The sequence below is a fragment of the Longilinea arvoryzae genome (assembly GCF_001050235.1).
Taxonomy (GTDB): Bacteria; Chloroflexota; Anaerolineae; order Anaerolineales; family Anaerolineaceae; genus Longilinea; species Longilinea arvoryzae.
Genome location: NZ_DF967972.1, coordinates 1618468 through 1641338, shown reverse-complemented (window position 1 = coordinate 1641338; position 22871 = coordinate 1618468). Strand labels below are relative to the sequence as shown.

General features: G+C 56.5%; 18 protein-coding genes. 4 read left to right on the top strand and 14 right to left on the bottom strand.

The features are described 5' to 3' along the window. Positions 1-350: 350 nt before the first annotated feature. Positions 351-2450, top strand: a complete 2100-nt coding sequence (locus LARV_RS07305; RefSeq protein WP_075073019.1) for a glycosyl hydrolase family 65 protein — start codon at positions 351-353, stop codon at positions 2448-2450. Positions 2451-2503: 53 nt separating this feature from the next. On the opposite strand, the gene LARV_RS07300 is transcribed toward LARV_RS07305, so the two are convergent. From LARV_RS07300 to LARV_RS07250, 11 genes are all read right to left on the bottom strand, one after another. Next, positions 2504-2953, bottom strand: coding sequence for a 4Fe-4S binding protein (locus tag LARV_RS07300; RefSeq protein ID WP_075073018.1), 450 nt, complete (start codon positions 2951-2953; stop codon positions 2504-2506). Between the two features lie 37 nt (positions 2954-2990). Next, entirely contained in the window at positions 2991-4934 is a 1944-nt protein-coding gene (locus tag LARV_RS07295) for an aldehyde ferredoxin oxidoreductase family protein (RefSeq protein ID WP_075073017.1), read from the bottom strand. Positions 4935-4964: 30 nt separating this feature from the next. Beyond that, entirely contained in the window at positions 4965-6149 is a 1185-nt protein-coding gene (locus LARV_RS07290; protein ID WP_075073016.1) for an iron-containing alcohol dehydrogenase, read from the bottom strand. Between the two features lie 16 nt (positions 6150-6165). Then, positions 6166-6705, bottom strand: coding sequence for a hypothetical protein (locus LARV_RS07285; RefSeq protein ID WP_075073015.1), 540 nt, complete (start codon positions 6703-6705; stop codon positions 6166-6168). 47 nt (positions 6706-6752) lie between these two features. Continuing rightward, complete coding sequence (locus LARV_RS07280) at positions 6753-7328, bottom strand: TetR/AcrR family transcriptional regulator (RefSeq protein ID WP_075073014.1); 576 nt, start codon at positions 7326-7328, stop codon at positions 6753-6755. A gap of 117 nt (positions 7329-7445) precedes the next feature. Next, positions 7446-8462 carry a TIGR00374 family protein gene (locus tag LARV_RS07275; protein ID WP_075073013.1) on the bottom strand — a complete coding sequence of 339 codons (1017 nt, stop codon included), beginning with the start codon at positions 8460-8462 and terminating at the stop codon, positions 7446-7448. 95 nt (positions 8463-8557) lie between these two features. After that, complete coding sequence (locus LARV_RS07270) at positions 8558-10369, bottom strand: ABC transporter ATP-binding protein (RefSeq protein ID WP_075073012.1); 1812 nt, start codon at positions 10367-10369, stop codon at positions 8558-8560. Next, positions 10366-12129, bottom strand: coding sequence for an ABC transporter ATP-binding protein (locus LARV_RS07265; protein ID WP_075073011.1), 1764 nt, complete (start codon positions 12127-12129; stop codon positions 10366-10368). The genes LARV_RS07270 and LARV_RS07265 overlap by 4 nt, the downstream gene beginning before the upstream one ends. 22 nt (positions 12130-12151) lie before the next feature. Beyond that, a complete protein-coding gene (locus tag LARV_RS07260) occupies positions 12152-12604 on the bottom strand; it encodes a MarR family winged helix-turn-helix transcriptional regulator (protein ID WP_075073010.1) in 453 nt (150 codons plus the stop codon). Positions 12605-12730: 126 nt separating this feature from the next. Then, the gene (locus LARV_RS07255; RefSeq protein ID WP_075073009.1) at positions 12731-13636 is read right to left on the bottom strand and encodes a universal stress protein; all 906 of its coding nucleotides are present in this window, start codon (positions 13634-13636) and stop codon (positions 12731-12733) included. A 2-nt stretch (positions 13637-13638) separates the two neighbouring features. Then, complete coding sequence (locus LARV_RS07250) at positions 13639-14946, bottom strand: Nramp family divalent metal transporter (protein WP_172797808.1); 1308 nt, start codon at positions 14944-14946, stop codon at positions 13639-13641. A gap of 248 nt (positions 14947-15194) precedes the next feature. Between LARV_RS07250 and LARV_RS07245 the strand changes: the two genes are divergently transcribed. The 3 genes from LARV_RS07245 to LARV_RS07235 all read left to right on the top strand — a co-directional run bounded on the left by LARV_RS07245 (position 15195) and on the right by LARV_RS07235 (position 18403). Further along, positions 15195-16247, top strand: a complete 1053-nt coding sequence (locus LARV_RS07245; RefSeq protein WP_075073007.1) for an ABC transporter permease — start codon at positions 15195-15197, stop codon at positions 16245-16247. 1 nt (position 16248) lies between these two features. Next, entirely contained in the window at positions 16249-17220 is a 972-nt protein-coding gene (locus tag LARV_RS07240; protein ID WP_075073006.1) for an ABC transporter permease, read from the top strand. A gap of 76 nt (positions 17221-17296) precedes the next feature. Then, positions 17297-18403 carry an Ldh family oxidoreductase gene (locus LARV_RS07235; protein WP_075073005.1) on the top strand — a complete coding sequence of 369 codons (1107 nt, stop codon included), beginning with the start codon at positions 17297-17299 and terminating at the stop codon, positions 18401-18403. 90 nt (positions 18404-18493) lie between these two features. Here LARV_RS07235 and LARV_RS07230 read toward each other — a convergent pair whose 3' ends face one another. The 3 genes from LARV_RS07230 to LARV_RS07220 all read right to left on the bottom strand — a co-directional run bounded on the left by LARV_RS07230 (position 18494) and on the right by LARV_RS07220 (position 22871). Beyond that, complete coding sequence (locus tag LARV_RS07230) at positions 18494-19291, bottom strand: HD domain-containing protein (protein WP_075073004.1); 798 nt, start codon at positions 19289-19291, stop codon at positions 18494-18496. A gap of 189 nt (positions 19292-19480) precedes the next feature. Further along, on the bottom strand, positions 19481-20179 hold the full coding sequence (locus LARV_RS07225; protein ID WP_075073003.1) for a response regulator: 699 nt from the start codon (positions 20177-20179) through the stop codon (positions 19481-19483). Next, entirely contained in the window at positions 20172-22871 is a 2700-nt protein-coding gene (locus tag LARV_RS07220) for a sensor histidine kinase (RefSeq protein ID WP_075073002.1), read from the bottom strand. Before LARV_RS07220 ends, LARV_RS07225 begins: the two co-directional genes overlap by 8 nt.

The window sequence follows — 22871 nt, the reverse complement described above, 5'->3', positions numbered from 1 at the left end:
ATTCGATACATTTTGTCTCTTTAAGGTAGCAGACATGAGGGTTTTTGTCAATCGGGACACGGATGGCGTGGTGTTCGAAAGCCTTTCACAGAGATTATTTTGGATACAAAAACCGTGTCCAGGTAGAATCAGTCTTTTTACTGGTAATATTACGATCTACAAGAGATTCGATTCATGGATCTTTCAGCGGCAAAACTTTCAACTACGTTGATCCTTATGAATGCCCAGAATTTCCTTCCGGATCTTGCGGTTTTGCTGCATACGCCCAGTCACAATCGCGCTGAATTTATTGTCCTGGAGACAACTCCGCGCTGAGAGAGAATCATAAAATAAATGAAATAGGCTCATTCATGATCCAACAACTTCACTGGGGCGAGATCCAGCAGAAACGTTTCTCAGCGCCTGACACAATGTTCGCGAACACCGGGCGATGGCTATATGTCATCGGCGACATTGATGGCAATTTTCGTCCAAGAAGCAACCCTTATGACCTGTACGCCTTTGGCAAACCGCAAGTCGGCGATCCATTGGCGAATCGCCTCCAGGGTGTTTGGGCACAACCGGTAAAGGCGCTAAATGGGTACACTTTTATCATCGAGAGCGTCGATGATATTTGGCCGCTTGTCGATGCCGAACGCTTCACCCAGACCTTTGCAGACGTTCAGTTTGAGTATCGCCGGGGAGCGCTGACAGCCTTCCGAACTGATTTCGTGCCAAAGGATCGCCCGGCACTTTTTACAACCCTCACCATGCGCAATGATGGAACCCGGCCCATCGATGTTTGGGTGAAATTCTTCGCTTACTTTGACTTGCGAGACGCGCAATTCACAACACTTGGTGATCAGCCAAACCATGGTGAGACGGTCCAGGTGAAAGGGGAGAGACTGGTCGCCCGTGCGCTGCGACTACCCAAAAAGTGGGCGATTGCAATTGGAGGTGCAGTACAATCCGCAGAAGTCAGGGTTACTACCGGCCAGGACGGTCACCCCGTCGGGGTGATGAAATACGCCGCCCACCTGGAACCAGGCGCGGTGCAGGCCTGGACGATTGCAGTAGTGGTGGAAATGGAGTCGGGAGCTGCCCGCGCCCTGAAGAATCTAGAGGATTGGCTACCATTACGGGAGTCCCTGCTGGCCGAGAAGCAGGCACAATATGCCGATTTATTGACTTGCGGTCCGCGTTTTCACAGTCCAGACGCACATTTTAATGCTGCCTTTGATCTTGCCCGCGCAAACTTGCAAATGCTCGAAGCTGAATCCCGGGCGTTGGGACGTTTCTTCTACGCCGGGTTACAGACTTTTCCCTTTTGGTTCAGCGCTGATGGGTCCTATGACATCCAGGGTTTATTGGCAGCCAGGTTTGTTCAGTCTGGTAAAAACCACCTCCAGATCGGGGCAAAGTTCGATTTGTTAGGCAGCGTACCGCACCAACGTTCGCCCTCCGGCGCGATCGCGGTGAATGGCAATGCGGCCGAAACCCCTCTCTGGGTTATTTCCCTGTGGGAAGCTTATCGCTGGACCGGAGACCGGGCATTTCTCGAATCGGTCTACCCGAATGCTGTTCAAGGACTACTGGAATACACACTTGGCAAGCTTGACCCCAGTGCTGACGGTTACCCCTCCGGATCAGGGCTGATCGAGCGAGAAGACATGGGCGCGAAGAAACTGGATAGCGCAGCTTACACTTGGGCAGCGCTGCGCGCATTAGAGAATATGGCGAGTGCGATGGGCGACACAGCCACAGAAATGCGCGCCCGTACCCGCAAAGACAGGCTGGCTACTGGATTTGATGCTGCGTGGTGGAATCCAGCAGAAAATTGCTATTCCATGTCGCTGAATGAATCGGACAATTCTCAGCAACCTGTGCCACACTGGGCAGTAATCGTGCCGCTGGAAGTCGGGCTCGCCTCTCCAGAGCACGCGGCTACCACCTTCACTACCTTGCAAGCAAAGTATATGAATCAATGGGGGCTAAAACACACCGTTGGCAGCGATGAACGAGTGTGGACTCTCCCAACCGCCACACTCAGTCGGGCTGCTTATCGGTATGGGCAGGCTGAGCTCGGTTTCCAGATGCTGCAACAATTGTCCACCACACTCGATTACGGCAGTATTGGCATGTTTCACGAATTGATCCCGGACGGTTTGAGTTTTCTGCAATTATGGTCGGGAGCGACCTTCTTGCGCGGAACGGTGGAGGATTTAATGGGGGTACAGGTACGAGCTGATCTGCATGCTGTCAGGGTCGCGCCGCAATTACCTGTCGATTGGGAGATGGCCGAACTTGAAAAGCTGAACTTCGGCGGGCATACGATTACAGTAGATGTGACCCGCACGAGGCTGACCGTGAATCACCTTTCCGGCCCAGACCCGCTGACCGTCACATACCAGTCTCCGGACGGAAGCGAACGATCAATGGTTGTCGAGGCAGGTAACAAAGTGCAATGGTAAGAATAATTTCCACCATTATTAATGGGTGCCTTCGATTGTTAAAAAATTTCTACCTATACGGCCACTAGAACAGCGGCCGGGGGTGGTTCTTTCATGCTAATCGCGGAGGCCGGACAGCTTTCTTCGCAGAAACCGCACCCGATACAGGTTTCTTTGGTCTGCAGGAATGGATAGGACGGTTTCAGGCCGTCTTTGGGAACCTGGTGCTCAGCCAGGTTGATCGAACCGGTCGGGCAGGCCGTGATGCAAATGCAGCATTCCACGCAGCTCGAATACTTCCAGACCGGTTTCAACCAGCGCGCCGGCGGGATGCGTTCCGCCAATTGTCCTTTGGCATCCAGGACCGCCTGGCTGGGGCAAATCCGGCCGCAGGCGCCGCACTCGATGCACAGGCTGGGATCGATAACGTGCTCCTGCTTCCGCTCTCCCCGGATGGCATTCACCGGGCACTTACGGGCGCAGGCCGTGCACCCGGTACAGGTTTCGATGATCGAAAACGGCATAGTGAGTCCTCCCCTCGTAAATCAAGGCCCCAACGAATTAGAATGCCTGCAAATCTTCCACCGGCGGCTGGCCGGTCTTTTCATCCCACCCCATGGCGCGCCAGTATTGTGGGACCAATTTCTCCAACGGCACGCTTCTGCCGCCGTTTGCGCCGTCCAACAGCGGCGGCCGGCCCAGGATGCGGTCGTTCATTTTGTGCAGCAGGTCCGCGCCCTGCCGGGCATTGAAGGCCTGGCGCAAGGTTTGAACTCTGCGCCCAATTTCCATATATTCTTCAGGTGTCTTTTTCCAACCGGTGGCGGCGTTCAACCATTCGAAGATCGGGATGCGCTGCACGCCGATGAACGCCCCAAACAGGCATAGCCCCGCGCCGTCCATGATCATTTTGAACTGGCTGTTCGCGGCTGCCATGGCAGCATTTTCGCGGCTGGGCCGGTATTTTTGGGACTTGGGATAGAAACGCCAGGATGGACGGGGGACGCCCTTGACCCGGCTCCACAATTGGAACATCTCGTAGTACAGGATGGAGCCAATGGTGTGCCGGCCCGGCGTGGGTTCGACGGCGTAATGCAGGCCAAAACCGGGATCGTTGCGGGCATCGTGCATGGCCGGTTCCTGCCCGCCGGAATGGACTGCAAAGCGCTCCGAGTCGCGCCCGATGCGCTCGGCCGCAAGCTTCGAACCATCTGCCAGCACCGCGCCCAATCCCTGGCGGGCGATCATCAGGTCGAGAAGGGCCAGGATGGCATCGGTGTTGCCCCAGCGCAGTTCGAGTCCGCCGGTATCTTCCAGCGTCAGAATGCCGTTCTCGAAGCACTCAATGGCGAAGGCCAGCGTTCCGCCGGCCGAAATGCTGTCCATGCCGGCCCGGTTCAACTTTTCGTTCATGATGAAGAGTGAATCCAGGTCGGTGTTCATCAACAGCCCGCCCAGGGCCAGCACGGTTTCGTATTCCGGTTTATGAGTCTCCCCGCCCTTCGAATCCAGCTTGCAAATACCGCCGCAGCCGACCGGGCAGGAATAACAATGGTATTTCATCTCCTCGCGCAGGCTGAAACGATCCGGGTTGATCGGCGCATGCATCCTGGGGTTGAAATCCACGTCGCTGCCGCCGCTGTTGCGCAGGGGAGCGTCGCCGGTCTCGATCGAAAACTCATTCATGGAGACCGTGCCCCACTTCTTGAGCAGGACCTTGTAGAGCATGCCGTCCTGACGCATGGCCAGCGGCATGATGCGCATCAGCACGCCCAGCAAACGCATCCCATACCCGTTGAGGAAAGGCGGTTGGAAACGCGCGAACTTCAAGAAACGACCGCTCAGGCGCTTCATCTCAGCCGGGTCCGCCACCGGAATGGGGTGCGAACCGCTCAGCGCCACGGCTTTCAATTTCTTCGAGCCCATCACGGCACCCAGACCGCTGCGGGCGGCCATGCGTCCCTGGTCGTTGACGATTCCGGCGATCAGCGAGCATTTCTCGCCGGCCCCGCCGATGCAGGCCACGTGAATACCCTTGCGGGGGGACTGGCTTTTGATCCGGTTTTCGGTTTCGCGCGAGTCCATGCCCCACAGCTCAGATGCATCCCGCAGTTCGGCGTGGGCGTGATCCACATACAGATAGACCGGCTTGGGGCTGATGCCGCTGAAGAAGATGCCATCGTAGCCGCACTGCTTGATGGCGGGCGACAGCGTTCCGCCGCAATTGGCGTCCCCCCAGGTGCCGGTCAGCGGGCTCTTCGCCGCAGCCAGCCAGCGCCCGGTCATCAGCGAACCCGTGCCGGTCAACAGGCCGGGGACGAAGGCCAGGATATTGTCCGGGCCAAGCGCGTCCGCACCGGCCGGAATGCGCTGGTAGAGATAATAAGCCGCCAGCCCCACGCCCGCGAGGTAATTTTCATAAACCTTCTCGGGAACGGCCTCCTCAGAACAAGTCCCGTGGGTCAAATCGACCCATAGAATCTTACCGGTTACACCTTTGATCATGGGCTCTTTACCTTTTATCCCGCACACGGATTATTCGTAGGCTTTTTCGAGAATCTTCAGCGCCGCCGGAACGGTCAATTCCATGGCGTTCATCATGGCCGAAGCGTCGTTGATCGCCAGTTGGGCGATGCGTTCCATTTTATCCCATCCCACCCCGGCTTCCTTCAAAGTCCGCGGCAGTCCGCAGAGTTCGAAAAGATCGTCCTTCAGGCGCTTCACTTCCGCGATGGTCTGAGCCGGGCGTTCGGCCGCCGGCGTCGCGGCGTAGATTTCAGGCCCGGCCAGCGGCAGCAGCATCTCGCCGATGCCCTCCGCGCAGCGCGGCAGGTTGAACTCCAGCCCGAAGGGCAGGAAGATGTTCATGGCGATACCGTGCGGGATATGCCCCACCGCGCCGGTGGCGTGTCCCATGGAATGCACGCAGCCCACCATGGAATTCGAAAATGCCGTGCCGGCCATCGTGCTGGCGTTGGCCAATGCTAGGCGGCCGTCCTGATCCTGCGGGTGGGCGGTCACCCTGCGCAGATTGCGCCCGACCAGTCGAATCGCCTGAAAGGCATAGGCATCGCTCATCGGATTCTTCTGGATGCTGATATAGGACTCCATGGCGTGCGTCAACGCGTCCATGCCGGTGGCGGCCGTCAACTTGGGAGGCAGGGTCAGGGTCATGCGCGAATCCAGAATGGCCGCGCGCGGCAGCAGGAACTCGGAGACGAACAGCATCTTCACGCCCTTTTCGGGGTCGGCGATGACCGCCGAGTTGGTGGCTTCGGAACCCGTGCCGGAGGTGGTGGGCACCGTATAGAAGGGGCGCAGCGGTCCGGCCAGTGTTTCGGCGCCGCGGAAATCGCGCACATCGTCCCCACCGTGCGTGACCAGGATGTTCACGCCCTTGGCCGTGTCGATCACCGACCCGCCGCCCACGGCGATCAGGCAGTCGCATTTCTTGTCACGGTACACCCCGGCCAGGTCGTTCACGATCAGGGTCGAGGATTCGGGCGGGGTTTGATCGTAAAACGCGCCGATGGTGATGCCGCTCTCGGCAAACGCGTCCAGCACCACGTTTGACAGGCCGGCTCTGGCCACGCCTGGGTCGGTGATGATCATCGGGTGAGCGACGCCGGCCTGCACCAGTTCGGCCGGCAGGTTGTTCAGGGCCTTGTGCCCGGAAATGATTTTGACCGGGAAGGAGAATTCATAGTAATTGGGCAGCATTTTATTTTCCTCGAGGTTACAGGCCAAAAAGAAGACCCAGCGTATACGTTTTGATGCGCAGGCCGTGTTTGCGAAGTAAAGGAATGGGCGGCAGTTCTTTCATCAGGCGCCTGGCCAGGAAAGCCGGGAACAGATAGGATTCGGCAATATTCAACACGCGCACCACCGAAACGGTGTTGGAGAGGTCGCCGCGCGCGCACATGGCATGCTGGGCGTAAGCCACATCGATGCCCTGCTGGCCGGTGAACATGGCAAAGGCGCCGTCGACATTCTTGATGTAGATCACCACGTCCGCCTGCGCTTCCGGGACCCGGCTGCCGCGATAGATCAGGCGGCCGCCCTCCCCGCGCGTGACGGCCAGGCTGCCGCCGTCCGGGCGGATGACCATCATCAAGGTCAGGTTTTCCGGCCAGGTGCTGACCTCCTGCTGCACCAGCGGGTCGCTGTGCGAAAGCGATTGGAGCGCCCGCCCCAACACAAACAGGACGATCTGATTGATGGCCCTTTTGAAGGGTTTCCGGCGGGGAGGAATATCGGGGAAGTTGTGTGCGTCCATTCAATGCTCCCAGGTGAAAGGAATCGGGGTTGTGAATCGGTGTGGGTTTATTTTTCAGCGGCCGATGTAGACAGGTGAGTGACGATCGCCTCGATGGGAATGCTCTTATTCCCCAAAACAGCCTGCAGAATCAGGCCGTCCAGACAGGAGATGACGATCATCGCCAGAACCTCCTGATCGCCGTTCGCCGGGAATACCCGGCTGAGACCGGTGCGGATCACTTCGGTCCATTCCTGATATTTCTCAAGAAAACGGTCTTTCAAATTGCCGTTTTCGGTCAGCGCCTGTTCGATCAAATAGTGGTGCAGTTTGCTGCGCAGTTCATCTTCGATGATCGTATGAAAAACATGGCTGAAGATTTCGTTCGCGGTGAGCGCATCGTGTACCTCATCGACCCAGGCATTCAAAGTCCGGGTCGTCTGATCGAAGTACTGATCGGTGACATCAAAGATCAAATCCGCCTTGGTGGCATAGTAATAAAACAGGGTACCCTTGCTGATGCCCACCGTTCGAGCGATATCGGCCAGCGAGGTACTGTCTACCCCTTTTTCCGTGATCAAAAGGCGCGCAGCGTTCACAATTTCAAGGCGGAGTTGGGGGTCGCGGCGGGTAACTGCGCACATGCGAATTTCCCTTTGAGTAAGATTTTTTACAGTCAGTCGGTCAGTCGACTGACTGACATAATCAGTATATAGAAAACAATGCCCGAAGTCAATATCCTTTTTCGATCGAAATCCGGATTACCGGCTGGTGTTCTCCAGGTAGGCCGCAATCGGGAACCCGGAAAGGCTTGGGATCCAGAACGAAATCAACCGGTAGGCCAGGACCACAACCACCGCGGTGGCATCCGGTATGCCCAGGCTGGCGTAAAGCCCGGCCATACTGCTCTCGACCACCCCGACCCCACCCGGCAGAATAAAGGCCAGCCTGCCCAGCAGCAGGGGCAGCGCGTAACCCGAAAGCAAAACGCCGAGGCTGATTTGAACCCCGGCGGCGATGAACAGGAAGTAAAGCGTGAGCAGATCGAAGAAGACATTCAGGAAGGCGCCCAACATCAACCGGTGCCATTTGCCCATCCGCAATTCATCCCAGGCTGAGAATATATTTTCCATCCCCTTTCGGACGGCTGCCTGCGGATTGGGCCGGTGAAGCAATTTCGCAATTCCAAGGGACAGGCCAAGAATCACGCGGGAAACCTGGTTGCGAAAATGACTCGCCAGTAACGTGCCCAGGATGACCAGCCCCAGAAATGCGATGGTGATGCTGAAGCCGATCACCTGGATTTCCGTCAGCCCGTGCACGAGAATCAGGTGAGCCAGCCCGAAGATCGAAAATAAGACCAGCATGAGGCTGGTGAAAAGAGAAGGCAGCAGGCTCGCCAGGGTTGCGCCCGCCACGTTGGTGTTCTTATGACCCGACCAGCGGAAAATGGCCGCCGAACTGCCCACCGAACCACCCGCCACCAGCGCGACGCTGGCCGATCCCAGAACGATGAGCGTGCTGCGCGTCAAAACAACGGCCTGATGCGAGATTTCGAGCATCTTTTGAAGCAGGTACCCGCTGCCCAGATAGCTCAGGCCCTGCGTCACAAAAGCCAGGCCAACCGCCCAGAGGAGCAGGCTCAGCAGCGTGTGAATTGAATTTTCGAGAACCGTGATTTGGGGAAGAATCAAATAGACGCCCAGCCCGAGCAGGGCCAGGGTGAGGATATTCCCCCACACCCGTCTTTTCTTCACCGGGCCAAGAATATTCTTCAATCCCCAACCTCCCAATTCATTCTACAACCCGCGTTGGAAGATTTCTGTGGATTGAACCGGCCGATATCCACCCACCGCCGTTGCATCCCCACGCCTCAGATGGCGTTCCCTTTGAACTGGCTGAGATACAGATGGTGGTAGAAGCCCTTTTTCGCCAGCAATTCCGGCTGGGTCCCCTGTTCGACGATTCCGCCGTTATTGATGACGATCACGTTGTCGGCGTCCCGAATGGTGCTCAGGCGATGCGCGATGACGAAACTGGTGCGGCCCTGCATCAGGCGCAGCAGGGATTTCTGAATGCGCGCCTCGGTTCGCGTGTCCACGCTGCTGGTGGCCTCATCCAGGATCAGGATCGCGGGATCCGCCAGGATGGCCCGAGCGATGGCCAGCAGTTGGCGCTGGCCCTGGCTGAGGTTGCTGGCGCGTTCGGACAATTGTGTCTGGTACCCCTGCGGCAATTGCCGGATGAAGTGATCGGCGTCGGCCATCTCCGCCGCCCGGATGACCTCATCGTCGCTGGCGTCCAGCCTGCCGTAGCGGATGTTCTCCATGACGGTGTCCGAGAAGAGGAAAGTATCCTGCAGCACCATCCCCAGGTGGCGGCGCAGGTCGGCCTTCCGAATTGTCCGGATGTCATGCCCGTCGATGGAAATGCCGCCGCCCTGGATTTCATAGAAACGGTTGAGGAGGTTGATGATGGTGGTCTTGCCGGCGCCGGTCGGGCCAACCAGGGCAATGGTCTGGCCGGCCTTTGCCTGGAGGGACATATCCTTGATGACCGGTTGGCCGCTGACGTAGCCAAAATTGACGTGGTCCAGGCGCACATCCCCGCGGATCGTTTCCAACGCAACCGCGTCCGGGGCATCCTGGATTTCAGGCGGGGTATCGATGATCTCGAACACCCGTTCCGCGCCGGCCAGCGCGGCCTGGATCGAGTTATACAGGTTGGCGATCTGGCGCAGCGGCGAGATGAAGTTCTGAGCGTAGTTGATGAACGTGGCGATCGTGCCCACACTCACCAGCCCCTGCAGAGCCAGAAACCCGCCCAGGCCGGCCAGCACGATGACGAAGAAGTTGCCCAGCACGCTGGTCAACGGCATCAGCAGCAGGGCATACGAGTTGGCAGATACGCCCGCCCGGAAGACGGCATCGTTCTGCTTGCGAAACGCCGCGATCACGCTTTCATTACGCCGAAAAGCCTTGATCACCTTTTCACCGCTGATGACTTCCTCAGCGATGCTGTTCAGCCCGCCCAGGCTGTTCTGCAAATCGCGGAAGCCCTTGCGGGTGTAGCGGGCCACGAACTGCGTAAACCAGAACATGATGGGAATGACCAATAGACTGGCCAGCGCCAACCAGTAGTCGAGGACGAACATAGTGATGATGATGCCGCCCATGGTCAGGATACTGGTGATCAGGGAGGTGATATTCTGGGATACGGCCTGATTGATGGCGTCGATATCATTGGTCAGACGGCTCATCAGATTCCCGGCCGGGTTCGAATCGAAAAACCGCATGGATTGGACCTGCAAATGCGCAAACAGGTCGCGGCGCAGGTTTCGAAGCGCCAGTTGTGAAAGGCGCGCCATGATCCAGTTGGATACTGCGTTGAAGACGTTGCTGAGGACATACGCCGCAAGCATCCACAGTGCCGTGGTCAGCAATCCGGCCGGATCTTTGCCGGTGATGTAGCGGTCGATGGCCACGCCCATGAGGTAAGGCCCGACCAGTCCGAGCAAGGTCGAAAGGACCACGCAAACGATCACCAGGATCAATCTCAGCCGAAATTCGGCCAGGTAAGGCCAAAGCCGCATCAGAGCCCGAGTTGGATTTTGGGCTTTTTCGATCCGGCCCAATTGGCTCGGCCGGCGTTGCAGGCTGGATCGGACATCGGAAGGTCGATTCATCTGGTTTTCTCCCCTTCCGGTCCCGAAAATCCGTTTCCAAGCTGCGATTCGTAGATTTCCTGGTAGATCGGGCTGGTCTTGATCAAATCAGCGTGTTTCCCTTCGGCCATGATCCGGCCCTTATCCAGGACGACGATTTTATCGGCGTTCAAAACGGTGCTGATGCGCTGTGCGACCACGAAAGTGGTCCGGTCGTCCTTCGTCTCATTCAAGGCATCCTGGATTTGCGTTTCCGTTTCCACATCCACCGAACTGGTGGCATCATCCAGAATCAGGATGGGCGGCCGGGTAATGATGGACCGGGCGATGGCGATGCGCTGCTTTTGGCCGCCCGAGAGGTTGGCGCCGCGTTCCTCCACGTGCGTGTCGTAGCCCTGCGGCAGGTGCAGGATGAAATCGTGCGCCTGGGCGATTTTCGCGGCCGCGATGACCTCCTCCTCGGTTGCGTCCGGTTTGCCGTAGGCAATATTTTCCCGAATGGTGCCGGAGAACAGGATCGTTTCCTGCGGAACGATGCCAATGTGAGCCAGAAGCGAATCCTCGCGCAAATCGCGGACATTCCTGTCGTCGACATTCACTTGGCCACGCGTGGCGTCGTAAAATCGAGGGATCAGGTTGATCAGGGAAGACTTACCCGCCCCGGTTGCCCCCAACAGCGCCACGGTCTGCCCGGGCTCTGCCTGTAGATTGATCCCTTCGAGCACATCGAGATTGCTGTTGCCGCGGTAATGAAAGGCGACCTCTTGAAAATCGACCTGATTCCGGGTTTGAGCAGGTAGGGCCATGGCTTTACGGGACTGAGGTACTTCAGGATCGACATCCAAAACTTCATTGATGCGTCTGGCAGACGCCAGGCCGTTTGCCCAGGTATTGGAAAGCTGCGTCATCATGATGAGCGGCGTCATCGTGGTAAGCAGGTAATTGATGAAAGCCACGATTTGGCCCAGTTGCAGACTTCCCTGGATCGCCTGCCGGCCTCCGAACCAGATGACCAGCACAACGCCGAAATTGATGAAAATGGTGAGCAAGGGGGACATGGAGGACATGTACTGCATGACCCGCACCGTTTCATCGGTCAGTTCCTCGTTGGCCGCACGGAAACGCTGCGCCTCATGATCGCCGCGCACGAACGCCTTCACCAGTCTCGCTCCGGCAATGTTCTCCTGCAGGACCGTATTCAGGCGGTCCAGCTTGAGCTGGACAATCCGGAAGAGGGGCTCCATCTTGATGCTGAAGAAAATGATGATGATCGAAGCAACCAGCAGCAAGGGAATCATGGCCGTGGCCAGGGTGCGGCTGGTGATGAACATAAGGATGATGCTGCCGATTCCCAGCAAGGGGGCCCGGGTTCCAATGCGGAGCGAAACCTGAACGAGACGTTGAACGGCGCTGGCGTCGCTGGTCAGGCGAACCATCAACTTGCCGGTGCTGAAGCGGTCCAGATCGCCGTAAGAAAGCTCCTGGATTTTGACGAAAATCGCTTCGCGAATATCCCGCGCAGTGCTTTCTCCGGTGCGCACCGAAAAGTTATTGTTCAACACCGCGACATAGGTGTTGATGACCGAGATGACCAGCATGATGGCCGAGGTTTGCAGGACGACCTGCAGGTTGTTCTGCCGGATACCCTGATCGATGATTCGTTCGACCAGGCGCGGAATCGAAAGGTCGGATACGACCATGATGAGCAGCATCACCAGGGAAATCAAGGCCAGTTTTCGATAGGGTTTTACGAAGTGTAGAATTCGTTTTACTTCATACATGATCGGTTCACCACCAGTAAGATCAGCGGGTCGATGGGTCGAGCGCTTTCTTCAAGATTTGCATGGCATCGATGACCGTTTCAAGCTCCGCATCGGAAAGCACACTCAATTTTTCGGCCATCCACGCCCGGTTCTTGATGTAGAGTTCTGCGATGAGCCGTTCTCCGCTGCCGGTCAGTTCCAACCGGACGTAGCGCCGGTCGGTTGCCCCGGGACTGCGGGAGACGAGGCCCTTTTCCACCAGCAGATCCACCGCCTGGCTGATGGCCGGCCGGCTGATCTGCTGCCGTTCCGCCAGTTCGGCCACGGAGTGCGCCCCGCGGCGGATGTGGCGTAAGATATCAAACTGGATCAGGGAGAGGTCGAAATATTGGGCCGCATTCTTCCGGGCAACGCAGCGCACACTTCCCCACACCCGCGGAATCGTATCCCAGAAACGTTCGATGGTCTTTTGAAGGTTTTCAGTTGAAGCCATGATCTGGTCCTATAATTAACTTACTTAACAGTTAATTTAATTAACTATAATCATATACATTCCGCCCGTCAAGTGTGATCTTTTCGACGGGCAATATCCTGCAGGCGAACCTGGGATGACGGCCTTCTAGGCTGCGACCGGCACGAGCAAAATTGGCCGGTGGGTGCGGGCGACGATTTGCGGCGCGACGCTGCCCGCCCACAATGCCCCCATGCCTTTCTTCCCATGTGTGGCCAGCAGGATCAGGTCTGCTTCCTGGCGGTCGGCCGCATTCACAACCTCTATCGCCGGATCGCCACGTTGGACTTCGGCGCCGGCCGCGATCCCAGCCGCCGTCAGGGCATTCACTTTCTCCTGCAGGTATTCGCAGGCCTCGTCCTCGGCGATCTCGAGCATCGCGTTGGTTGCGGCCGGCAGAAGCGTTCCGCTGGCGGCATCCTCGGCGTTGAGCGTGGAGAGCGTGGGCACGACCCGGATCAGGTGCAGTTCCGCCTCGATTTTCCGGGCGAGTTCGCCGGCCACGACCAGGCTGTAATCGTGATCCGACTCACCGTCCAGGGCCACCAACAGGCGCTTGAATTCGAGCGATTGGTATTCGGTTCCCGTTTCGGGCTGCAGTAACAGCACCGGCACCGTCCCGGCCGAAATCACCTGCTGGGGAATGCTGCCAACGACAAAATCGCGCAGCCCCCCTGCCCCGTGCGCGCACAGGATGATCAGATCCGGTTTGAATTCATGGCTGTGCTCCACAATGCTGCGCGCCACCTGGCTTTGCTCTTCGGCGTGAACGTGCGTGTTGACCTGCACGCTGGGATCAAAGAAATGGCCTTCTGCTATTTCTTTCAGATATCTACGCGCATCCTCTTCAGCCGTCAAATGCCTTTGACCGTGAATTTCCGGTGGAGCGTTTTTCTCGATCACATGCAACAGGGTCACTTCCGAACCGAGTTTCCGGCTCAACGCCGCTGCTGGAGGGATGGCCGCTTCAGCCAATCCCGAACCATCCAAAGGCACAAGGATATGTTCAAACATGATTACCCTCCAGTAAACGTGGTGTACAACAGGTAGATATTCAGGACCACGATCAGCCCGGCCACGCCGGACGCCAGGATGGTGGTTATTTTGTGATTCACCAGCGCCCCCATGATCTTCTTCTGGCTGGTGAAAATGACCAGCGGGATGATGGCAAAGGGCAGCCCAAAACTCAGCAGCACCTGGCTGATGACCAGGGTACGGCTGGGGTCCAAGCCAATGGCGATCACGATCATGGATGGCACCATGGTCACCAGGCGGCGGATCCAGACCGGAATATCCAGGTGCAGGAAGCCCTGCATAATCACCTGGCCCGCCATGGTACCCACTGAAGCGCTGGAAAGTCCCGAAGCCAGCAGCGAGATCGCAAAGACGCTCTGGGCCGCTTTTCCCAGCAACGGTTCGAGCGTCTTGTACGCTTCCTGAATGCTTCCGACGTTCGTCAATCCCTGGCTGTGAAATGCCGAAGCCGCCATGATGAGCATGGCGCCGTTAATCAGGCTGGCGACACTCATCGCGATGAGCACGTCCGCGAGCTCGAACCGGAACAAACGTTTGAGCTGGGCCGGCTTCTTGACCTTGACCCGCCCCTGCATCAGGGCGCTGTGCAGGAATATGGCATGCGGCATCACGGTTGCCCCCAGAATACCTGTCGCCAGAATCACGCTTTCGGGACCTTTCAAGGTAGGCACGACCGCGTGGTAGAGCACATTCCCCCAATCCGGCTTGTCGATGATGGTTTCGATGACGTAGCTGACCGCCACCACGCCGACCATGGCCGAAATGACCGCCTCGAGCGGCCGGAATCCCTTGCGTTCCAATCCAAGGATCAAGAAGGTGGTAATGCCGGTCAGAATTCCCGCCAGCCAGAGTGGAATGTGCAGCAGGAGATTGAATCCAATGGCCGCGCCCAAAAACTCGGCCAGGTCGGTGGCCATGGCGACCAGCTCCATCAGCACCCATAAAAACTTGACGAATCCGGGCCGGAAGTGTTTGCGGCATTGTTCGGCCAGGTTCAATCCAGTGGCAATTCCCAGTTTTGCCGACAGGGTCTGGATCAGGATCGCCATCAGATTGCTGGCGACGATGACCCACAACAGGGTGTACCCGAACTCGGCCCCGCCGGCGATGTTCGTGGCAAAGTTGCCGGGATCCACATAGGCTACGCTGGCAATGAAGGCCGGCCCCAGAAAAGGAAGCAGGCTGGCAAATCGGCCCTTTTTGCTCTTCCCGCGTAATACAGCCTGGGCGGCCTTTACGGTGCGGTCATCACTGGATGTCATTGCGGTAGGCTTTGGTTTACTTGCCATGCTCTCCCCTTTTTGATCAAAAAAGGTGTATTTAGGTATGATATTAATCTTTTTAACCTTGGCAAGTCAAGGGCTGAAGGGCTTTGTTTTTTTGAGGTTCAGGAGGTCCGTCAATAAGGAAAGGGTTCGGCGGTCCCCTGGCAAATCAGGCACTGCGCCCCAATGCGACGCCCGATTGGGAGATGTGATACAATTCAAAAGTTCCAGGCAGTTCTAAACAATTTCATCCCCCAGACATCGACATCGACATGCTACTTTTCTTCCAGCATCTATTTAAACGATTCCTTTCCCAGCTGCTCACATTTTTCATCATCACCGCTTTGCTGTATGCCACCGCGATGTTGACCCCGGTAAAATCCCGGGCGACTCTCTATCTGCCGCCGCGCGTGAGCGAAAAGACTTATGATACTGTGATCGCAAACATCATCGAAAAGTATCACCTGGACGCCCCTTATCCGGTGCAATATTATTTTTGGATGGTCAGTCTGTTCCAGGGCAACTGGGGCTACAGCCCGACGCTCAACGAGGAGGTCTTCAGCGCCATCCTGCAGAGGGCCCCGGCGACCGCCGAATTGATCCTGCTGTCGATCCTGGTCTATATTCCGCTTGGCATCATCAGCGGCGTCATCGCCGGTCACCGTAAAAACAGGCCTTCCGATCATCTCTTCCGATTTTCCGCCTTCACCGCCACGTCGCTGCCGCCCTTTATCCTGGCCATCCTCATGATGGCGATATTCTATATCAACCTGCACTGGTTCGCCCCCGAGCGGTTCAGTTCGCAATATTATTCCTACCTGCATTCCGACCAGTTCCACGGGCTGACCGGGTTCATGATTCTGGACGGTCTGCTCAACGGCCGGCCGGATATCAGTCTGGATGCCCTGCGCCACCTGGTCATGCCGGTCATCACCCTGGCGCTGGCCCAATGGGCCACGTTGGGACGCATCACGCGCGCCACGATGATCGAAGAAGCCAACCAGGATTACGTCATGGCGGCCCGGGCGCGCGGCGTCACCGAACGCAGCATCGTCTGGCAGCACATGCTGCGCAACGCCATATCCCCCGCCTTTTCCAGCAGCATGGTCTCAGCCGCCTCCCTGCTGACCGGCGTCTTCGTCTCGGAAATCATCTTCAATTATCCGGGCATCTCGTATATCGCCGTGCAAAGCATGGGAGGTATTCCGGATGCGCCGGCTTCTTTGGGGTTTGCCGTTTTCAGCGTGATCCTCGTTCTGATCCTGATGAGCATTCTGGATCTGGTCCAGTACAGCCTGGATCCACGCCTGCGAGAGAAGGCCTGATATGAGGATAGCGCGCATTTTCTTCTCACGCTGGCAAAACTGGCTGGGGATGCTGCTGGTCCTCGCCTTCATCGGAATGGCAATTGCCGCCCCGCTGTTATCCCCCGTCGATTCCCGCAATCCGGGCCCGATGAAGGTGGTCGGATCGAACACGGATCTCCGCCCCCATCCGCCCAGCCCCGAGGCGCCCCTTGGCACCCTGCCCCGACAGATCAGCGTCTATCACGGCCTGGTATGGGGCGCCCGTTCGGCGCTTTTCTTTGGCCTGACCATAACCCTCATTTGCGCGGTTATCGGAGTGTTGATCGGCGCCGTCAGCGGGTATTTCGGCGGTTTTCTGAATAGCTTCCTGATGCGCATGACGGATGCATTTCTGGCTTTTCCGGTCATTGCCGGTGTCGTTTTGATCCAGCAATTGATCACCATCGCTATCGACAATATGGGAATCCAATACTCCCTAACGGGCATTTATGTATATATGGTAAACGGCTTACCGTACGAGGTACCCGCAGGTATCAAGGCCACTTTTGATCTGTTACTGAAGATCGATTCCGTCGCCATTGCCCTGATTCTCTTTTCCTGGATGCCGTACGCGCGCGTCATGAACACGACCGTTCTGCGCCTCAAGGACGTCGATTACGTCCAGGCCGCCAAAACTTCAGGCGACCGGCCTTCCCGCATCATCGTCCGCCACCTGATCCCGAACGCCATCGCCCCCATGATCGTCCTGGCAGCCCGGGACATTGGCAGCATGGTCGTTCTTCAGGCGACCTTCGTTTTCATCGGCTTTGGGCAGGGTTCGCCCTGGGCCACCCTGCTGGTCACCGGCCGGGATTGGATCTATGCTCCCGGCGGCATTCTCACCTACTGGTGGGTGTTCCTGCCGGCCACCCTGGCCATTGTTCTGTTCGGAATCGGCTGGAATCTGCTGGGCGACGGCCTGAACGACGCGCTCAACCCCCATTCGGTCTGATCCCCGGTTCGGGCCAGACATTCTACGAAAACACAACCACCCGGCTTCTCTACGAAATTGTTATAAAGGAACCCCCATGGACAAGAATGTACCCCATATTCCGGTCGGCACGCTGCGCAGTTTCATGAAGGATGTGCTCTTGGCGCTCGGCGTCCCTCCCGATGATGCTGAAACGTGTGTCGATGTCATCATCACCTCAGACCTGCGCGGCATCGAATCGCATGGTATCGGCCGCCTGAAGTATTACTACGACCGAATCAAGGCCGGGCAACACAAAGTCGTCACCGAAATCGAGGTCATCCGCGAAGGACCGACGACGGCCGTGCTGGATGGGCATCACGGCATGGGCATGGTGGTGGCCCACAAGGCCATGCAGATGGCCATCGACAAGGCGCGCACCTATGGTATGGGTTCGGTGGCCGTGCGCAATTCGACCCATTTTGGCATCGCCGGCTACTACCCGCTGATGGCCATCCGGGAAGGCATGATCGGCATGGCCTTCACCAATGCCCGCCCCGCCACGGCCCCCACCTTCGGCGTGCAGCCCATGCTCGGCACCAATCCGATTGCCTTCGGCGCGCCGACGGACGAGGAATGCCCCTTCCTGTACGACGGATCGACGCCAATCTCCCAGCGCGGCAAGATCGAAATCAAGGTCCGCGAGGAGAAGCCCATTCCGTCCGGTTGGGTTATCGACCAGAACAACCAGCCCATCACCGACCCGAACCAGGTCATGACCGGATTGGATAAGGGCCTGGCGGCGTTTCTCCCGCTGGGCGGCGAAGGCGAAACCCTGGCCGGTTATAAGGGTTACGGCCTGGGCACCATGGTCGAAATCCTCTCGGCTTCCCTGCAGGGTGGCGCCTTCATGTATGGTCTGACCGGCATCGCCCCGGACAGCAGTAAGCAGCCGTTCAAGTTGGGACACTTCTTCATGGCCATCGACATCGAGCAATTCTGCCCGGTAGACGAATTCAAGCGCACCACGGGTGAAATCCTGCGCGAACTGCGCGCTTCCACCAAGGCGCCCGGCCAGACGCGCATTTATACGGCCGGCGAAAAAGAATATGAGAAAGAAAAGATCATCCGCCGGGACGGCGTCCCGATCATTCCCAACCTGCAAAAGGAAATCAAGTTCCTGCAATCCGAATTGGGTTTGTCGCAGTACGATTTCCCCTTCTAGAGTTCGGATTTACGATAAAAAAATCTACCCGGTCGGGTAGATTTTTTTTACTTTGCTTCAGCCTTCGCTCGAAAATTTCGTTTCAAGCCCTCACTGGGTTTGAAATTCCTTGAACAGCTTCTTCTCCTCGCCCTCGACCAGGTAAGCGCTGACCTTGACATATTTCTCGATTCCAGATCCGATCAGCTTGCGGCGCAGCAGCTCATCCACCTGAAAGATGCCCGCGTTGTTGTTCATCCAGATGTTGATCTGAATGGGTTTGTCCGTCCCCTCCTGGATTTCGACCTTGTCGATCGCAGCCGCCGAAACGGAATGGATATCCATCTTACCGGCCTGGTAGGGAATACGCGAACGGCCCTCGCTCATATCCAGGGCGTCCGCCACCCGCACGATGCCGGCCTCGACGGTGTAGGGCGTGCCGCCGCTGCGGTGGGCGATGATGGCGTGCAGTGTTTCCGAGATCACAATCGTTCTTTCCTCGACCGGCAGGAAATCCAGGATCCGGTGCAGGATGCTGTTCGCCAGAAACAGGCTGTACTCTTCATGGCCTTCGCGGCTGACGGACATGCCCAGGTCGTGGAAAAGGCTGGCCAGTAAAATGACCAGCTCTGAATAATCATTCGAAAGCTCATAATCGCGGGCAACCGACATGACGACATCGTTCTTCTCAAGGATGCGCGCCAGGCGCAGCGCGATATTGGCGACGATTTGAAAATGGACGGCTCCGTGATCGGTCATACCCAACCGGTCGATGGCGTTGATGTTATTGATGCGCCACAGAGTCTTGATTTCGACATCCTCGTTGATCAACGCCAGGGCTTTTTCCAGCAGGCTGTTGCGATGCGCCGGGACGCGGATGTCGATATGTGCGTACTTCTTGGGTTCCATTCGGTAAACTTCCTCTTTGAATTTTCAACGAGTATCGATAATCTACGAATTGATTATCGCAGGATATCTTCTCTTGTATGAATGATTGTAACAGATTCAGCCCCCTGTTCATCACCCGGATGCGCGACCGGCCCACAAGAGAACAGCCCGGTTGGGTGATATTCTTCTATCGATTTCTTCAAGAAAAAATCAGCCTTCCTCGACGTCCTTGAAGCGATAGCCCACCCCCAACTCGGTGATGATGTAAGTCGGTCGATTTGGGTCGATCTCGATTTTATGCCGAAGATTGCTGATATTTACCCGCAACAGGCGCGATTCATCCTCATAAATGCTCCCCCAAACCTGATGAATCAACTGTCGATGGGTGACAACCACGCCCCGGCTCTGCATCAAGACCGCCAGGATGTCGAACTCGGTTGGCGTCAGGGCGACCTCTTTGCCGGCCAGAGTCAGCCGGTGACGCGGGATATCCAATACCAGGGCATCTGTCTTCAGAATGGTTTTTGAAATCTCGGGTTCCAGGCGGCGTAAAACCACCCGCACCCGCGCCAACAATTCGCCCATACTGAATGGCTTTGTCAGATAATCGTCTGCCCCGGCATCCAGGGCTTCGATTTTATCTCTGTCACTATCTCGCACGGATAGAATGATGATGGGCACGGTACTCATCGCCCTCACCTGCTGGGTTACTTCCACTCCATCGATATCCGGCAGCCCTAAATCCAGGATGAGCAGATCGGGCTTTTGTGAATAAGTTAAATCCAAAGCCTCCGATCCATTTTCCGCCTCGATGATCTCGTGATAATACAGGTTGAGTGAGGCTCGTAAAAAGCGCCGAATCTCGGCCTCGTCGTCCACGATTAGAATTTTTCGAGTTCGTTCACTCATTTCGGCCCTCTTGCCCAATTTTGCATGGCAGGCTAAAACGGAAGGTCATCCCCTGATCCGGATTCTTCTCGGCTCTGATCCATCCGCCGTGCGCTTCGACGATTCCTTTGCAGATGGAAAGACCCAACCCCGTCCCGGTTGTATTATTGTGTTGGCTGCCGCGATAGAATTTGGAAAATACTTTGCCCAATTCTGACTCGGGAATTCCAATCCCCTGATCGCGAATGAAGATTTCAATATCCTCAGGTTTTCTGGTTACCCCGATGGTAATCGGAGATCCAGACGGTGAGTATTTACAGGCGTTATCCAAGAGATTCGAGATCACCTGCGCGATGAAGATCGCATCACAATTGATAATCGGCAAATCATCCGGGATCTCCAGGTCAAGGGGATGATCCATCAATCGTGTCGTAAATTGCTGTACCACCGACCCAACCAGATCTTGAAGGTCGCAGAGTCCGATATTCAGGCGAACACTGCCAGCTTCGAGCCGGGTCATGTTCAATAAATTCTCAACCAGCAGGTTCAATTGCCGCGCCTGATCCGTCGCTGAATCCAGCAATTCGATTTTCGTCCTCGTATCCAATCTTCTGGAGAGCTTTGGGGATTTTTCAGATTCTCCCAGAGATGTCAGCACCCCGGTAATGGAAGCCAGCGGCGTGCGCAATTCATGTGAAATCGAATTCAGCAGCGCAGATTGAAGCTTTTCCGTGTTACGCAGCATTTCACTTTGTGTGGCTGCGTCGACAAGGTTGACGCGCTCCACGGCTTGAGCAATGAAATGCGACAAGCCCTCGAGGATCATGCGTTTTTCGCTGGTCAACGTATTTCCAGTGCCATCCGGTTTGATTCCGATCACGCCAATGGATCCATGGGTTGTTCTCAGCGGCACAAAACGCATGGCCGCCGCGGGAAGTGTATCCGTGCCCTGGCCGGCGGATTGAGCATGTTTGTAGGACCATTCAGCCATCGCCAGCTCGTTTTCGTCAAGAGAAAGACCCTCCGAAGAAAATTTACTGACCAGGTTTCCTTTTTCAGGCAGGAGAATGACGCTTTTACTATCCAGAATCGATGAAATCGATCGTGTGGCAATTTCAACCACCTGATCCAAAGAGACCGCCCCCGTCAATTCATGGCTGAGGGTTAAAAACACTTGAGCCTGTCGTTCTTTATTTCGCAGTGCATTGACCTGATCGCGTAAGAGAGCTGCCGAATTGCTGATGATCAATCCAACAATCAGGAGGCCAAAAAATGTTAATAAATATTGAGTATCGTTTACGGTAAACGAAAAAATTGGATTGATAAAGAAGAAATCAAACACCAATACGCTGATCACCGAAGCGAGAATTGCGGGCCCCCTCCCAAGGTAGACCGCTGATATCACGACGGCCAGGAGATAGACCATGATCAGGTTGGTCGGATCCAGGAACCGAAAAATGATTTTTCCGAATACGGTGACTCCAATTAAGAGCAAGATGCTCAGACCATATCGCCAGAGGGCTTTATAGGTCAGCTCCTTCTTCGGTTTTTCCATCGGAATCGTGGGCGCAACATCGCTGACGACGTGGACGTCGATCGTTCCGCTGTTGCGGATGATTTGATCGATGACGGAACCCCGCAATAACTCATACCAGCGCGAGCGCAGCGGTTTACCGGCGACGATTTTGGTTACGTTATGCTCGCGGGCGAAATTAAGCACGGTTTCAGCCACAGAGTTTCCGGAAACACTATCGACTTTGGCGCCCAATTCTTCAGCCAGGTTGAGAAACCGCTGCACCCGAATCCGATTCTCGACCGGCATATGCAGATGTTGCGGCGTTTCGACAAAAAGTACATACCATTCCGCATTCAGTTCATCCGCCAGGCGGCGGCCGGAACGAATCAACCGTTCTCCCATGGGGTGCGAACTGATGCAGACCAAAATGCGATCACCCGCCGGCCAGGGCCCTGCGATCGCCTTGCGCTGCATATAGCTCAGCATCTGGCTGTCTACACGGTCTGCCGCCCGCCGTAGCGAGAGCTCGCGCAGCGCAGTCAGGTTCCCCTCGCGGAAGAACTTCTGCAGTGCGCGCATGGCCTGATCGGAAATATAGACTTTGCCGTCTTTGAGTCTCTTTAATAATTCGTCCGTCGGTAAATCGATTAATTCGATCTCATCCGCTTCGTCGATCACCCGGTCGGGGATTTTCTCTCGGACCGAAACGCCTGTAATTTGTTGAACCACATCCGAAAGGCTTTCGAGATGCTGGATGTTGACCGTCGAATAAACATCGATCCCGGCATTCAGGATCTCCTCAACATCCTGGTAACGTTTGGGATGCCGGGAACCCGGGTTGTTGGTGTGCGCAAGTTCATCCACCAACACAATCTGCGGATGCCTTTCAATGACGGCATCCAGATCCATTTCCGTGAGACGGATCCCGCGATATTCCGTCTCATGTCTTGGAATCACCTCAAGGCCGGATAGCAACCCTTCGGTTTCCTTGCGCCCGTGCGTCTCAACATAACCAACGACGACATCCACGCCTTCATCCCGACGCTCATGGGCCGCCTCGAGCATGGCGTATGTTTTTCCCACTCCAGCAACGTATCCCAGGAAGATCTTGAGCTTCCCACGTTTGGCGTGCGCTTCTTCCGATTGGAGGCGGGCGAGCAGTTCATCCGGATTCGGGCGTTTGAAATCTTCGGTCAT